At 64.1% G+C, this 13,416-nt stretch carries 13 protein-coding genes; 3 read left to right on the top strand and 10 right to left on the bottom strand.

The window, feature by feature from the left end; all coding sequences use genetic code 11:
- Window positions 1–69 precede the first annotated feature (69 nt).
- On the bottom strand, window positions 70–624 hold the full coding sequence (locus AAC023_RS11300) for a gamma carbonic anhydrase family protein (RefSeq protein ID WP_339741263.1): 555 nt from the start codon (window positions 622–624) through the stop codon (window positions 70–72).
- 266 nt (window positions 625–890) lie between these two features.
- On the opposite strand from AAC023_RS11300, the gene AAC023_RS11295 reads away from it, so the two are divergent.
- Window positions 891–1,655 carry a PhoH family protein gene (locus tag AAC023_RS11295; RefSeq protein ID WP_339741262.1) on the top strand — a complete coding sequence of 255 codons (765 nt, stop codon included), beginning with the start codon at window positions 891–893 and terminating at the stop codon, window positions 1,653–1,655.
- Window positions 1,656–1,737: 82 nt separating this feature from the next.
- Here the strand turns inward: AAC023_RS11295 and AAC023_RS11290 are convergent, their stop codons facing one another.
- From AAC023_RS11290 to AAC023_RS11250, 9 genes are all read right to left on the bottom strand, one after another.
- Window positions 1,738–2,235, bottom strand: coding sequence for a hypothetical protein (locus tag AAC023_RS11290; RefSeq protein WP_339741261.1), 498 nt, complete (start codon window positions 2,233–2,235; stop codon window positions 1,738–1,740).
- A complete protein-coding gene (locus tag AAC023_RS11285) occupies window positions 2,235–3,791 on the bottom strand; it encodes an ABC transporter permease/substrate-binding protein (protein ID WP_339741259.1) in 1,557 nt (518 codons plus the stop codon). Before AAC023_RS11285 ends, AAC023_RS11290 begins: the two co-directional genes overlap by 1 nt.
- Window positions 3,788–4,567, bottom strand: coding sequence for an ATP-binding cassette domain-containing protein (locus AAC023_RS11280; RefSeq protein ID WP_339741258.1), 780 nt, complete (start codon window positions 4,565–4,567; stop codon window positions 3,788–3,790). The genes AAC023_RS11285 and AAC023_RS11280 overlap by 4 nt, the downstream gene beginning before the upstream one ends.
- On the bottom strand, window positions 4,564–4,788 hold the full coding sequence (locus AAC023_RS11275; RefSeq protein ID WP_091770547.1) for a DUF3126 family protein: 225 nt from the start codon (window positions 4,786–4,788) through the stop codon (window positions 4,564–4,566). Before AAC023_RS11275 ends, AAC023_RS11280 begins: the two co-directional genes overlap by 4 nt.
- A gap of 120 nt (window positions 4,789–4,908) precedes the next feature.
- Window positions 4,909–5,730, bottom strand: coding sequence for a serine O-acetyltransferase (cysE, locus tag AAC023_RS11270; RefSeq protein WP_339741255.1), 822 nt, complete (start codon window positions 5,728–5,730; stop codon window positions 4,909–4,911).
- A 15-nt stretch (window positions 5,731–5,745) separates the two neighbouring features.
- Complete coding sequence (locus AAC023_RS11265; RefSeq protein ID WP_339741254.1) at window positions 5,746–6,336, bottom strand: NUDIX hydrolase; 591 nt, start codon at window positions 6,334–6,336, stop codon at window positions 5,746–5,748.
- Window positions 6,337–6,361: 25 nt separating this feature from the next.
- Window positions 6,362–9,505 carry an efflux RND transporter permease subunit gene (locus AAC023_RS11260; RefSeq protein WP_339741253.1) on the bottom strand — a complete coding sequence of 1,048 codons (3,144 nt, stop codon included), beginning with the start codon at window positions 9,503–9,505 and terminating at the stop codon, window positions 6,362–6,364.
- The gene (locus AAC023_RS11255) at window positions 9,502–10,629 is read right to left on the bottom strand and encodes an efflux RND transporter periplasmic adaptor subunit (RefSeq protein WP_339741251.1); all 1,128 of its coding nucleotides are present in this window, start codon (window positions 10,627–10,629) and stop codon (window positions 9,502–9,504) included. Before AAC023_RS11255 ends, AAC023_RS11260 begins: the two co-directional genes overlap by 4 nt.
- Before the next feature lie 98 nt (window positions 10,630–10,727).
- A complete protein-coding gene (locus AAC023_RS11250; protein WP_339741250.1) occupies window positions 10,728–11,369 on the bottom strand; it encodes a TetR/AcrR family transcriptional regulator in 642 nt (213 codons plus the stop codon).
- A 116-nt stretch (window positions 11,370–11,485) separates the two neighbouring features.
- Between AAC023_RS11250 and AAC023_RS11245 the strand changes: the two genes are divergently transcribed.
- Both AAC023_RS11245 and AAC023_RS11240 read left to right on the top strand, forming a co-directional pair.
- A complete protein-coding gene (locus tag AAC023_RS11245) occupies window positions 11,486–12,112 on the top strand; it encodes a nitroreductase (RefSeq protein WP_339741248.1) in 627 nt (208 codons plus the stop codon).
- Between the two features lie 198 nt (window positions 12,113–12,310).
- Window positions 12,311–13,416, top strand: a 1,106-nt coding sequence (locus AAC023_RS11240) for a porin (protein WP_339741246.1), incomplete at its 3' end; no start/stop codon positions are given.

Here is a 13,416-nt window from a genome sequence, read left to right as displayed (position 1 = left end):
GATGAAAACATCCGCAATCTGTGGGGCCGCGCCAATTAGGCACGGCCTCCGGCAGCCAATACGGCCCGGCTAGTCGATTCGCCGCAGCTCCCGGCTGTGGCGCTGCCAGTTCTCGACATAATGATCGGCGGAGGCTTTCAGGATCTCCGCCATATCCGCGCCCAGCGTCTTCATGACCCGGCCCGGCGAGCCAACCACCAGTGAATTATCGGGAATCACCTTGCCTTCGGTAATCAGCGCGTGGGCACCGATGATACAATTTTTCCCGATCACCGCCCCGTTGAGAATCGTCGAGCCAATCCCGATCAGGGAATAATCACCAATCGTGCAGCCATGCAGCATGGCGCGATGGCCGATCGTCACGCCCTTGCCGATCTTCAGCGGTGCACCGATATCGGTGTGCAGGACGGAGAGATCCTGGACATTGGAATCTTCGCCGATTTCAATCGGATCATTATCACCGCGCACCACCGCACCATACCAGACACTGGCATTCCTGCGCAGAATCACGCGGCCGATCACACTCGCATCCGGCGCCACCCAATACTGGCCTTCGGCCGGCAGCTCCGGCCGGGAATCACCCAACGCATAAATGGCCATCTCTGTCTCCGTGTAGAATTCCATGAATTTTTAGCGACGCGGGCGTTGAGAGTCTGTTCACCGCGCTACACTCACACTGTAGCGGCGATTCGGGGTGCTGCCCCGTATCGTTTCGGCAACTCCGGACGGAAGGCCCGATCAGACGTCATGGACAGTCTGCACCCAAGCCCACCCGAAATTGGCGCCTGCGGGCGCCCTCTGCCGGATTCGTCCGAATCGACCCCATCGCAACAATCCTGTCGCCCCTCTGCCCTTGGCCGAGGGGTTTTTCATGTGTGGAGCCTCGAGCCATGACCAAGCGCATCGTCAAACGTCGCACGCGTACCGGTGAATTCAACGCCGCTCACTATCAGACAGAGGAGACCAAGGTTCGCGCCCTCTTCCCCGGCACCAATTGGAGCCCGGAGACACGCGATCCCATGCGCGACCAGAGATACGTCAAGAATGTCAAACCCCGCTCGGAGGGCCAGGCCGTCCTGATGAAGGCGGTCGACGAGCACAATCTGGTGCTGGCGCTCGGGCCGGCCGGCACCGGCAAGACCTATCTCGCCGTCGCCAAGGCGGTCGAGGCGCTCGAAGCCGGGTCGGTCAGCCGCATCGTGCTGTCGCGCCCCGCCGTCGAGGCCGGCGAATCGATCGGTTTCCTGCCCGGCGCGATGGAGGAGAAGCTCGCCCCCTATCTGCGCCCGCTCTATGACGCCCTCGCCGACCGGCTGTCGCCGAAACGCCTGCAAGCGATGATGGCCGAGGGCCTGATCGAGATCGCCCCGATCGGCTATATGCGCGGCCGCACGCTCAATAATGCCTTTGTCGTCGTCGACGAGGCCCAGAACTGCACCTATGTGCAGCTCAAAATGCTGCTCACGCGGCTCGGCTGGAACGCAACCATGGTCGTCACCGGCGACCCGGCGCAGTCCGATCTCCTGCCCGGCATGTCCGGACTGGGCATCATCGCCGACAAGCTGGAACCGCTCGAGGATATCGCCGTCTGCCGCCTGGCCGCGGAGGATATCGTGCGCCATCCACTGGTGGCGACGATGCTGACGGTGCTCTGAGGGCAAAAATGGACTGAAAGTGGAGGCGGCGCGGCTCAAAGGGACCGCGCCGTCCTGATTCCCGGCATTGCCGATTCAGGGCCTAGTGAATGGTCACCGGCATCACGCGGTATCTCACCAGCATACGCAAGGTGAGCGCGTTCTCCTCGCCCGGCTGCAGGCCCAGACGCAGCATCTCCCGCTCCGCGCGCTCGCGAACCCGCCGGGCGCGCAGATATTGCACCGCAATGAAGCCGATGATCACCGTATAGGCGGCGTATTCCATGATGCCATACCAGTTGGGCATGAAGACCCAGACCAGCAGGGCGGCAAGTGCAGCGAAGATGATGTCGACCGGCCAGCCCTCCGAGGCGGTGAAGAAGGCCAGCATCGGGAAGATGGAGCGATCAATATCGCCCTCCGGATCGATTTTCGCCAGCAGGGTCTCGAATTCGGCCGACTGGGTCGTATAGCTGCGATTGAGCTCGGTCTCCGGTGTGTATTCCGGGGCGTGCGGCGGCAGGTCGCGATTCATCACGGCGCAGGCGCGCATCAGCCATTCATCGTCCTGCAAGCGGCCATGGCCGACATATCCTGCCATTATTCGTCCCCGAGCCGTGTCGCGAGCCAGGCTGCCGCCTGGGCCGGCGTCTGGTGTTCCAGATCGACCAGGCGATTGGCACCGCGCATGGCATCGCCGTCAATCGCCCCGACCAGTGGTGCCAGCGCTGCAGCAAGGCCCGGCATGGCAGCGGCGCGCGGCGATAGCAGGATCACCGCATCATAGGGCGGCAGGATATGGGCCGGATCCTCCAGCACCACCAGATCATAGGCCGCAATGCGGCCATCAGTGGTGTAGGCGCTGATCAGATCGACCTGGCCATCGCGCACCGCGCCATACATGAAGGTCGAATCCATCGCCCGTGTGCGCATGGCGCCGAGGCCGTAGGCGTCGCGCGTGCCGATCCATTCGGAACGGACAAAGACTTCCGGATCCCCGCCGACCGATAAATCACCGGCATGAGCGGCCAGATCCGCCAGGCTGACAACCCCCAGCCCGGCCGCACGCTCGCGCGTCATGGCAAAACCATAGGCATTTTCAAAGCCGAGGCGTCCCAGGGTGAGAATACCGTCGCGCGCGTGCAGCCAGGCCGTCATTTCGGCGAGCATGACATGGCGCTGCGCCGCCTGCGGCCGCTCCATCAGGGTCGCCCAGATCGTGCCGGTATAATCGATATAGACATCGATCTCGCCCGAGCGCAGGGCATCATAGGCGATGGTTGAGCCGAGATTGTCGCGCCGCTCAACGACAGCGCCGGCCTCTTCGAGCCTGTCCTGCATCAGGGCTGCGAGAATATATTGTTCGGTGAAAGCCTTGGCGCCGATACCGATCGTCTGGCCCGCCAGGCCGGCCGGCGCATTGCTCGCGCTTGAATGGGTGGCCGCCGGCGCCGAGGCCGGGACCAGGACCGGCAGGAGCGAGAGTCCAACCACCAGCGCCAGCGCAATTGCGACACCGCCCGCCAGGCCGCGCCGGCGTGTGCGCGCCGCGATCTCGAGCAGGCGGATCATCTGGTCGAACAGGATGGCGAGGCCGGCGGCGAAGACGCAGCCGAACAGGACGGAGAGCCAGTTGCGCGTCTGCAGGCCGGCGAAAATATAATTGCCCAGGCTGGATGCCCCGACCGGGGTCGCCAGAGTCGCCGCGCCGACGACCCAGACGACCGAGGTGCGCAATCCGGCGACAATCACCGGCAGGGAGAGCGGCAGCTCGACACGCCACAGGCGCTGACCTTCGGTCATGCCCAGCCCGCGCGCCGCTTCGCGCACACCCGGCTCGACGCCTTGCAGGCCGACAATCGTATTGCGCAGAATCGGCAGGATTGAATACAGCATCAGCGCCAGGAAAGCCGGCCAATAGCCGATCATCCCGCCCAGCAGCGGCACCATCAGCGCCAGCAGGGCGAGGCCGGGTATCGTCTGGATCACGCCGGCGATATTGAGCACACCGCCGGCCAGGCGCGGCCGCGGCGCGGCGTATATCCCGAGCGGCACGCTGATCGCCATGCCGACGAAAATCGCCGCCAGCGACAGCAGGACATGGCCGGAGAGAAGATGCGGCAGTTCGGCCCAGCGCTCGGCGAAATTCTCGCTCATGCCTCCAGCTCCGCGATCCGGCGCATCTGGCGGCGCGGCGTATCCAGCAGGGCAGCGACATAATCATCGGCCGGTGATTTGAGCAGCTGTGCCGGGCTGCCGCACTGCACGATCAGCCCGTCACGCATCACCGCAACCTGATCCGCCATGATCAGCGCCTCGGCCATGTCATGCGTGACCATCAGGGCGGAAAAACCAAGCCGGGCCTGCAGCGCCATGAAATCCTGTTGCAGCCCGTCACGGGTGACCGGGTCGAGGGCGCCGAAGGGCTCGTCCATCAGGAGAAGGTCCGGCTTGCCGGCCAGGGCGCGGGCGAAGCCGACACGCTGGCGCTGACCACCCGACAGGGCATCGGGATAGCGATCGGAAAATTCGTGCGGATCAAGGCGCACCAGTTCGAGCATGTCGCGCACCCGCGCATCGATCGCGGCCGGCTCCCAGCCCAGCAGGCGCGGAACGATGGCGATATTGGCGGCGACGCTATAATGGGGAAACAGGCCATCGCCCTGCATCACCCAGCCGATCGAGCGGCGCAACTCGACCGCATCGAGCGTGGTGATATCGGCGCCCTCATACAAAATCGAACCGCCCGAAGTCTCCTCCAGGCGGTTGATCAATTTGAGCATTGTGGTCTTGCCGCAGCCCGATGTACCGGCCAGGGCCAGCAATTGGCCGCGCTGCAGGCTGAGATCGACGCCGGCAACCGCCTGAACACCGCCGGGATAGGTCTTGGTGACCGCCCGGGCTTCAAGCACGGTCGACGACGGCTCGATCAAAGCTCTTCCAGGTCGATGTCCAGAATGGTGATCTCGAAGGAATAGGAGGTTTCACCCTCATCGATGATCTTGGCGACGACACCGAGACATTCATCGCCGATATGGATTTCAGCGCATTCATCCGGGCGATTGCGGCATTGAACCGCCATTTCCGGATTGAGTTTATTGCGCAGGAAGCGTTGCAGTTTCGCGGCTTCGCCGGCGGTCATATTCTTGTTCACGATGTCTCTCCGGTCGGGGGATTCGAATTGGCGACAAATAAGCCCATGCGAGGGGGGTGCGTCCAGTGCAGGGCCTGCGATCATCCGCGCTGATGGCGAATGCGGCGCAGACCCGGCGCCCTATTTCCCGTCGGGGAAGGTCTGGTCCATGCTGCGCGCCGGCTGTGGACAGCAATCGCCCACCACCTTGGCCGGCACGCCGGCCACCGTGCAGCCGGCCGGAACCGATTTGAGCACCACCGAGCCGGCCGCGATGCGGGCCTGGTCGCCGACTTCGATATTGCCCAGCACCTTGGCGCCGGCTCCGATCATCACGCCGCGTCCGATCTTGGGGTGACGGTCTTCATGGGCCGCGCCGGTGCCGCCCAGCGTCACCTCATGCAGCAGGGAGCAATCATCACCGACCACGGCCGTCTCGCCGATCACGACCGCGGTCGCATGGTCGATCATCACGCCCTGACCGATCCGGGCCGCCGGATGGATATCGACGCCGAAGCGTTCCGACACCCGGCTTTGCAGATGGAAGGCGAGGTTTTGCCGCCCCTCGCGCCACAGCCAGTGCGCGACGCGGTGCAATTGCAGGGCCTGATAGCCCTTATAATAGAGGAAGGGCTGCAGCACGCTCTTGCAGGCCGGGTCACGCTCCTCGACCGCGACCATGTCGGCGATCGCCTGGGTGACAATGCCCGGATCCCCCGTCAGCGCGGCCTCGGCGACATCGCGCGCCAGCATGGCATCGAGCTGGGCATCGGCCAGCTTGCTCGCCAGGCAATAGGCCAGCGCGTGGGAAAATTCATCGTGGCGCAGCACGGCGGCATTGAGAAAACTGGCGAGGATCGGCTCTTCGGCCGCCGCTGCGGCGGCTTCGACGCGCAGACGCGCCCAGACGGCCTGGGTTCCGGTGCGCGCGGCGATCGGCGCTTTGGCCTGGCTCTGTGACATCACATTCTCCTGCCTTCAACGATTCAGCATGACACCGGAAAGCTCTGACGCCAACAGGCCCTGTTGCGCCATATAGTGCGCGCGCATCAGCATCGCCACCGTCAGGGCATCGCGAATCTGCCCCGACATCGCCTCTTCGAGGGCGTCGAGGAAATGCACGCGGCGGGTTTGCAGCACTTCGGTCCCCTCCGGTTCCGGCTCGCCGTCATGCAGACCGGTGGCGAGAAATCCGATGGCGCGCTCATCGGTGATCGAATTGGACAGGTCCAGCTGCAGGATCTCGCTCCAATGGTCGGCTGTCAGTCCGGTCTCTTCCTTCAGCTCACGCCGGGCATCGGCGAGCGGATCGCCGTCGAGCTGGCCGCCGCCTGCGGGAATCTCCCAGCTATAGCGATCCAGCGCGAAGCGATGCTGGCCGACCAGCGTGACCGAGCCGTCGGCATGAATGGGCAGGACCACCAGCGCCAGATTGCGCGGCGACATCACCGCATAGACGCCCGGCTTGCCATCGGGCTGGGTGATGTCGAATTCATGCACCCGCATCCAGGGGCTTTCAAAGGCGATGCGCTCGCCGTGAATGGTCCAGGGACCGCGTGTTTGAGACATGTCCTGCTCCCGTGTCTGGAGCGCTCTAAGCCTGTTTTGCACGCGCCATCAAGTCACCGCGCCGCTGTTTGTATTGGCGGACCTTCTCGGCAATGCGCCGCTTGCGATCCTCCAGCCGCGCCAGAAGCGCGAAGGCGGAGGGGGCAAAGACCAGCGCCAGAATGGCCGAACCGGCGACTCCGCCGACCATCGCCGCCGCGAAGGGCAGCCAGAAGGCATCGCCCGACACAAGCAGCGGCACAAAACCGCCAATCGTCGTCAGGGTCGTCGACAGGATATGCCGCGTCGCATCCATCACGGTCGCCTGCACGGCGCCGGGCTGCATCGCGACCGCGGCCGGATTGGTGCGCAGCGCCGAAAGCACGACAATCGCGCCATTGATCGACAGGCCCATCAGCCCCATCGAGCCGACAATCGCGTTGAAACCCAGCGGCGTGCCGAACAGCCAGACGCCAAACATGGCCAGCCCGACCGACAGCATGGCGACGACCAGGATGATCCCGGCATAGCGGAAGCTGTTGAAGGCGAGCACGACCGAGCCGATCATCAGCACCATCAGCGGGATCGCGGTGGAGAACAGGCCCGCCATCGCATCGCCGCGCTCGGCGGCTTCGCCGGCAATCTGCAATTCATAGCCCGGCGGCAGTGCGATATCGGCCGCGTCCAGCGCCGTGAAGAAATGCTCCAGCGCCGGTGCCGGCAGGGTATAGGGCTCCAGATAGCCATAGATCGAATTGACCCGGCGGCCATCCTCATGCGGGATGACGGACACTTGCGGTGCCAGGGTGACCTCGCCCAGTGATGCGAGCGGCGCGGCAAAGACATTGCCCCCGCTCGAGCGAAGTGGCGCGCCGGCGACAGAGGCGAGGTTGGATCGCCGATTATCCCGTGTGATGACGCGAACGGGGAGTTCCTCGACACCTTCCAGGACGCTGCCGCCGACGACACCATCCAGATCGCCGCGCAAGCGGTCGGCGAGTTCGGAAAGGCGCATGCCGGAGAGTTCGGCCGAGGCTTCATCGGCCATGATGCGGGCGACGGGTTCGCCCATTTCAAGCAAGGCCAGGGTATGGGTAATGGTCGGCGTTCTGGCCAGAACGCTGCGGATTTCATTGCCGAGCCGGTTGAGCTCGGTCAGTTCCGGCCCGACCAGGACCAGTTCGATCGGAGCCGGAATCGGCGGGCCCTGTTCAAACGGCAGGCTGAGAAAACGCGCCTGCGGGAAGGCATTGAGCATGTCCAGCTGCAGGGCGGGCAAGATGCGCCGCGTCGCCGCATTCGACCGGGTGTGCACAAAGCCGGAGGCGTAATTGGACACGCCGGACTTGTTGCTGATCGCATTGTAATAGGTGCGCGGTGCGCTTTGCCCCAACACCCAGGTCACGCGCTCGACGCCATCATGGCGCTCGATGATCTCGCGCGCCCTTTCGGTCTGGCGCCGGGTCTCCTCGATCGAGGCCGAGGACGGCAGTTCCAGCTCGATCTGGAACATGTCGCGATCGGTCTGCGGGAAAAATTGCACCGGCAGGGTCGAGGCGGCGGCAAAGCCGGCAATGGGCAGAAGGATACTGCCGAAAATCCCGATCCAGGGCCGCGCCGTGACGGTGTCGAGCAGACGGCGATAGAGGGGCGCGAAGGGTCCGGCACCGAGGCCATGACGCCAGAAACGCCTGGGTTCTTCGCCCGCCCCGGCATCGTCAAACCAGGCCGCGAAGGCGCCCACCACCGTCATCGCCAGGATGAAGGAGGAGCCCACGGCGAAAATCACCGAAATCCCGATCATCGAAATGAATTCCCCGGCCGCGCCCGGCATCAGCGCGATGGGCGCAAAGGCGAAGACCGTCGTCATGGTCGAGGCCAGCAGCGGCGCGAAGAGATGTTTCAGCGAGGCATCAAGCGCATCGATCGGCGAACGGCCACGCGCCCGGAACAGGCGGTATTCATCGACCACAACGATCGCGTTATCGATCAGCAGGCCCAATGCCACGACCAGACCTGTCACCGACATCTGATGCAGGGGTTCGTCATAAATCCGGGTCAGCAGCAGCACGGCGAGGACGGTCAGCGGCAGGGCGGTGCCGACAATCAGCGCCGAGCGCCAGCCCATCATCACGAACAGGACCGCGAACACGATCAGGCCGGAATAGCCCAGATTCTGGGCCAGCCCGTTGAGACGGGTCTCGACATAATCGCCCTGGCGGAAAATCGTCTCGACCTCGACACCCGGCACAGAACCGGCAAAGTCGGCGACCACCGCGTCGGCATCCCGCGACCAGAGGTCGGCGCGCAATTCAGGCTGGAGATAGGCCGCAACGAGCACCGTTCGTTGACCGTCCATCATCGCCATGGCCGAAGCCGGTGTGCGAGACCCTTTTTCGACGTCGGCGACATCGCCAACGCGAATGAATTCGCCATTCGGTCCCTGCCCCAGCGCGATAGCGCGGATCCGGTCGATACTGTCGAACTCGCCATCGATCTCGATATTGAGATCAACCGTGCCCGAGCGCAGCTCGCCGGCCGGGGCACGCGCATCGGCGCTGGCCGTCAGCCGGGCGACATCGGCGACCGTCAGGCCCAGCGCTGCCAGGGTGTCGGGATCGGCGATGATGCGGAATTCTTCCTCGACCTCGCCGAAGATCGCGGTCTCTTCCGTGCCCGAAAGATTGCGCAACCGGCTTTCCAGATCGGTCGCCAGGCGGGAGAGAATGGGGAGGTTTTCCTCGCCCTGATCGCCCCAGGACAGCGCCACAATCATGGTCGCCGCGCCGAGATATTGCCGCCGCACATCGGGCGCCCCGGAACCGGCCGGCAGCGTCGGGCGCACACTCTCGACCTGTTCGCGGATCTGGGTCCAGGCCTGGTCAACCTGGGTGGCGGTGAGATCCTCGCGGATCTGCAAATGGATGATCGAGATCCCGGACCGCGAGGAGGAGGAGGTCGAGTCGACCTCGGCCAGTTCGTGAATCGCGTCCTCGAGCGGTGTGGTGATCAGGGCTTCGACACGTTCGGCTGAAGCGCCCGGCGCGGCGGTGACCACCAGGCCATAACGCTCGATGAGCGAGGGGTCTTCCTGGCGTCCGAGCGACATGAAGGCGCCCATGCCCGCGGCGACCAGCAGGATGACGGCCAGAATGGTCAGGCGGGAATAACGGAAGAAGATCGTGCTCATTGCGCGCGCGCCTCGAGCACGGCCGGTGTCACGCGCAGGCCGGGCGTGATGCGCTGGATGCCGGAGGCAAGAACCAGCTCGCCATCGGTCACGGCGCCGCGCACGAAGACGCGGTCGGCCTCGATCCGCACGGTCTCGACGACGCGCGCTTCGAGCCGGTAATCGCTCTCATCGGGGTTGAGGACATAGACGGTCCACAGGCCGCGCCGGCCCTCGGCGAGCGCCGATGTCGGCACCCAGAACCCATCGGCGGCAATCGGGGTTGCCATGGCGAGGCGGACGACCTGGCCGACAGCGACAGCGCCGGGATCAATATCGAACAGGACGGTGACGGTGCGGCTATGCTGGTCGACCACACCGGTCGAGGCGCGGAAACGGGCATTGATCGGGCCGCTATCGGCCAGGAAGCGATAATGACGGTCGGCACTCAAACTGGCGGCAAGCACAGGCGGCAGGCCGACCCGGATTTCCAGCGAACCGCTCTCGATCAGTTCGAGCAAGGGCTGGCCCGGCGCGGCAATCGTGCCTTCGTCGGCGAGGCGGGCTGTGACCACCCCGTCGAAGGGGGCTGTCATCTGGGCCAGGTCGAGCTGGACACGGATCGCGTCGGCGGCGGCGGCGGCGGCATTCTGGCGCGCCCGGGCGGCGCGGGTGGATGTCCGAACCTCGTCGAGGCGCTGTTGCGAGACATGGCCGCGTTCGAGCAATTGCGCCTGGCGGGCCTCGGTCTCGGCGGCCAGCGCTGTCTGCGCCACGGCCTCGGCCGTCTGGGCATCGGCGGCCGCGATCTGGGCGGTCACCGCACGGGTGTCGAGCACCGCCAGAACATCACCGGCGCGCACCTGGTCACCGACATCAACCCGGATCGCATCGATACGACCGCCGCGTTCAAAGCCCAGCGAACTCTGACGCCGGGCGGCGACCAGACCGGGGAAGAATTCCTCGATACTGGCATTGCTGGCATATTCAGCTTCGATCACCGCCACCGGCAGGGGCGGCGGGGCACTGACCTGCAGCGTCGCTTCAGCCCGCAGTGCCGAGACCCCGAATACCAGTATGGCAACGCCAATCGCTGCCAGAGCCACGCTCGTTCTCGCACCCAGTCGCCGACCTGTTCCGGACATGTGTCCACCCTTGCTGCAAAGTTACAGCTTCATATAGGGCGTCAAATCGCGTTTGAAAAGTAAACAGTGTTCACTAATTTTTGCATGGCTGGTATGCGCTAGGCGCGAAGCCCGCGCAGCATCATGTCGGTATGGAAATCGATCACCGCGTCGGCGGTGACATGCTCCGAGCCGGGCATGCCGGCCGGGAAGCCTTCCATCGAGACCATCAGCATGGTCAACCCGTGCAGGCTGGCCCAGACACTCTTGGAGGCCAGCTTGGGGTCAACCGTGCGGAATATCCCCTCGGCCATGCCGGCCTCGATCATGCCGACCAGGGCATGCTCGGCCTGGAAGGCGACATCCTGCTCGTCATGGACATGGGCGGCGATCTTCTTGCCGGTCGAGAAGGCCATCATATAATGATTGGGCTCTTCAATACCGGTCTCGATATAGGCGCGCATGCAACGGGCACAAAGACTGGGCGTTTCACCGCCCTCTTCCTGCGCACCGCGAATACGCTCCATCAGCCGCTCGAAGAATGTATCGCGAATGGCTTCGAACAAATCATCCTTGGAAGCGAAATACTTGTAGATCGCCGCCGGGCTGTAATCGATCGAATCCGCCAGACGGCGCATGGAAATGCCTTCTTCGCCCTCGGCGGTAAAAATGACTTCGGCCGCGTCGATGATCGCATCGCGCACCTTGCGGCGGCGGCGATCGGCGGGCGTGTCATCATCGATAGCGATTTCCACAGTCATTGGTACATTTCCCTCCCGCAGCGACGGGGTGTCATTCCACTGTTATCCGGTAGATATAACGATCCCCGAGCCCAAACGTCAAAGCGACAATCTCTCTCCCCCCATTGAGGCGCCCGATGACCAACAAGATTTCTCACGATTTTCCGGCGCCCGGCGAGCCACTCGCCCCATCACACGCCAATACCGAAACGCTGGCCCTGCTGACCCGGCGGCGCTCAACCCCGGCCATCGGCCTGACCGAACCGGGACCGGATGCGAGCCAGGTCGAGCATTTGCTGGGGATAGCCTCGCGCGTTCCGGACCATGGCAAGCTCGCCCCCTGGCGCTTCATCCTGTTCGAGGGCGAGGCCCGCACCAGTTTCGGCATGATTCTCGGCAAGGTCTGGGCGGTGAAGAATCCGGACGCGACCCCGGACCAGACCCGCTGCGAGCAGCAACGCTTCGAACGTGCGCCGCTGGTGATTGCCGTGATCTCGACCGTGACCGAACACCACAAGATCCCGCTCTGGGAGCAGGAATTATCGGCCGGCGCCGCGTGCCAGAACCTGTTGATTGCCGCTTCGGCAATGGGCTTCGGGGCGCAATGGCTGACCGAATGGTATGCCTATGACTGCGACGTCAAGGATGCGCTCGGCCTACGGTCCGGCGAGCGCATTGCCGGCTATATCTATATCGGCACATCCGCCGGCGAGGTCATGGAGCGGCCGCGGCCGCGCGCCCATGTCGGCCGCTGGAAAGCCTGACGTCAAACAAGGTTAATGGACAACTAAGGGTGTCCAGATTTCATAATACTGTCCAACTCGGATTCTTCCGGCCAGAACCGCTGCTGAAGTATCGGGACATACACTTGGGCATCGGGCCCGCCGCAATTGTGGCAGCCCCGCCCGGCTTTCCCGGATCGGTCAACGCCTGACAGGGGCGAAACGGGGAAGACGAGAGACATGAAATCCTTGAAGTTTGCAGCCGCGATTCTCGGCCTGTTTGCGACGACGGCGCCAGCCGCCCTGTCACAATCCTGGGAGTTTTCGATGGCTCCCGGCCCGCGCTGGGACAGTCCGACGACGGGCAATTACTTCAAATTCCGCGGCCGCGCCTATTTCGACATCGCCGATGTCGACTGGTCGAGCCCGCTAAGCGCGGCACCGGCCGATGGTGAAGAATGGCGCACACTCTGGTTTGGCATTGAAGGCCAGATCGGCAATCTCAAGCTTGTGGCTGAATATGACTGGCTGCCCGATGATCCGGCGCCGTCCGATGTCCACCTGACCTACCGCCTGCCCGAGGGCAGTGTCCGGGTCGGTAATTTCAAGACCATGAATTCGATGGACGAGCAGACCTCCTCGCTCAATATCAGCTTCATGGAACGCGGCCTGCTGACCGATATTTTCGGCATCGACCGCCGTCTTGGCGCCGCCTATTTCTGGTCCAATGACAATTTCACGGCCTCCGCCGGCATTTATGGCGGCAAGATGGAAGATAATTTCCAGCTCGCCGAAGCCGATGATTCCAGCGCCTTCGCGGGCCGTCTCACCTGGCATACCGAAACTGAGGACGGCAGCACGATCCACCTGGGCGCCTCCTTCCGAAATCTCGACTATGATGGCGGAACACGCCTGCGCGACCGGCCACAAGCGCATCTGGCGAATAATTTTGCCACAGCTGACTACCGCACGGCCAGCTTGCTGGGCGAAGCCGACAGCTCCGGCCTGATGGCCCTGGAAGCCGCCATCATCCGCGGCCCGTTCTGGGCCCATGGCGAATTTGCCCGCATGACGCTGGACGGTCCGGCCGGCGATCCAGCCTTCGAGAGCGGCTTCGCGTCGCTGGGTTATATTCTGACCGGCGAAACGCGCGGCTATCGCGGCTCATCCGGCGTGTTTGGCGGAATCTCGCCGACCGCAGCCCTGTCCGCCGGCGGCCTGGGCGCCTGGGAAATCGCGGCAAGGGCCGATTATGCCGATATGGGCGATGCCGGGCTGGGCACGATCGAAACCCTCACCCTGGGCGTCAACTGGTATGTCGAGCGTTATGCCCGCGTGATGTTCAA

Origin of the sequence: uncultured Maricaulis sp. (assembly GCF_963976135.1) — a bacterium.
Classification (GTDB): Bacteria; Pseudomonadota; Alphaproteobacteria; order Caulobacterales; family Maricaulaceae; genus Maricaulis.
This window is presented reverse-complemented; position numbering and strand designations above follow the sequence as displayed.

Excerpts from the sequence above, each read along its gene's own strand:
- AAC023_RS11245 (WP_339741248.1), top strand. The coding sequence starts at position 11,486 with ATGACCAACAAGATTTCTCACGATTTTCCGGCGCCCGGCGAGCCACTC.
- AAC023_RS11290 (WP_339741261.1), bottom strand. The coding sequence starts at position 2,235 with ATGGCAGGATATGTCGGCCATGGCCGCTTGCAGGACGATGAATGGCTG.
- AAC023_RS11300 (WP_339741263.1), bottom strand. The coding sequence starts at position 624 with ATGGAATTCTACACGGAGACAGAGATGGCCATTTATGCGTTGGGTGAT.
- AAC023_RS11255 (WP_339741251.1), bottom strand. The coding sequence starts at position 10,629 with ATGTCCGGAACAGGTCGGCGACTGGGTGCGAGAACGAGCGTGGCTCTG.
- AAC023_RS11265 (WP_339741254.1), bottom strand. The coding sequence starts at position 6,336 with ATGTCTCAAACACGCGGTCCCTGGACCATTCACGGCGAGCGCATCGCC.
- AAC023_RS11260 (WP_339741253.1), bottom strand. The coding sequence starts at position 9,505 with ATGAGCACGATCTTCTTCCGTTATTCCCGCCTGACCATTCTGGCCGTC.
- AAC023_RS11295 (WP_339741262.1), top strand. The coding sequence starts at position 891 with ATGACCAAGCGCATCGTCAAACGTCGCACGCGTACCGGTGAATTCAAC.
- AAC023_RS11250 (WP_339741250.1), bottom strand. The coding sequence starts at position 11,369 with ATGACTGTGGAAATCGCTATCGATGATGACACGCCCGCCGATCGCCGC.
- cysE (WP_339741255.1), bottom strand. The coding sequence starts at position 5,730 with ATGTCACAGAGCCAGGCCAAAGCGCCGATCGCCGCGCGCACCGGAACC.
- AAC023_RS11285 (WP_339741259.1), bottom strand. The coding sequence starts at position 3,791 with ATGAGCGAGAATTTCGCCGAGCGCTGGGCCGAACTGCCGCATCTTCTC.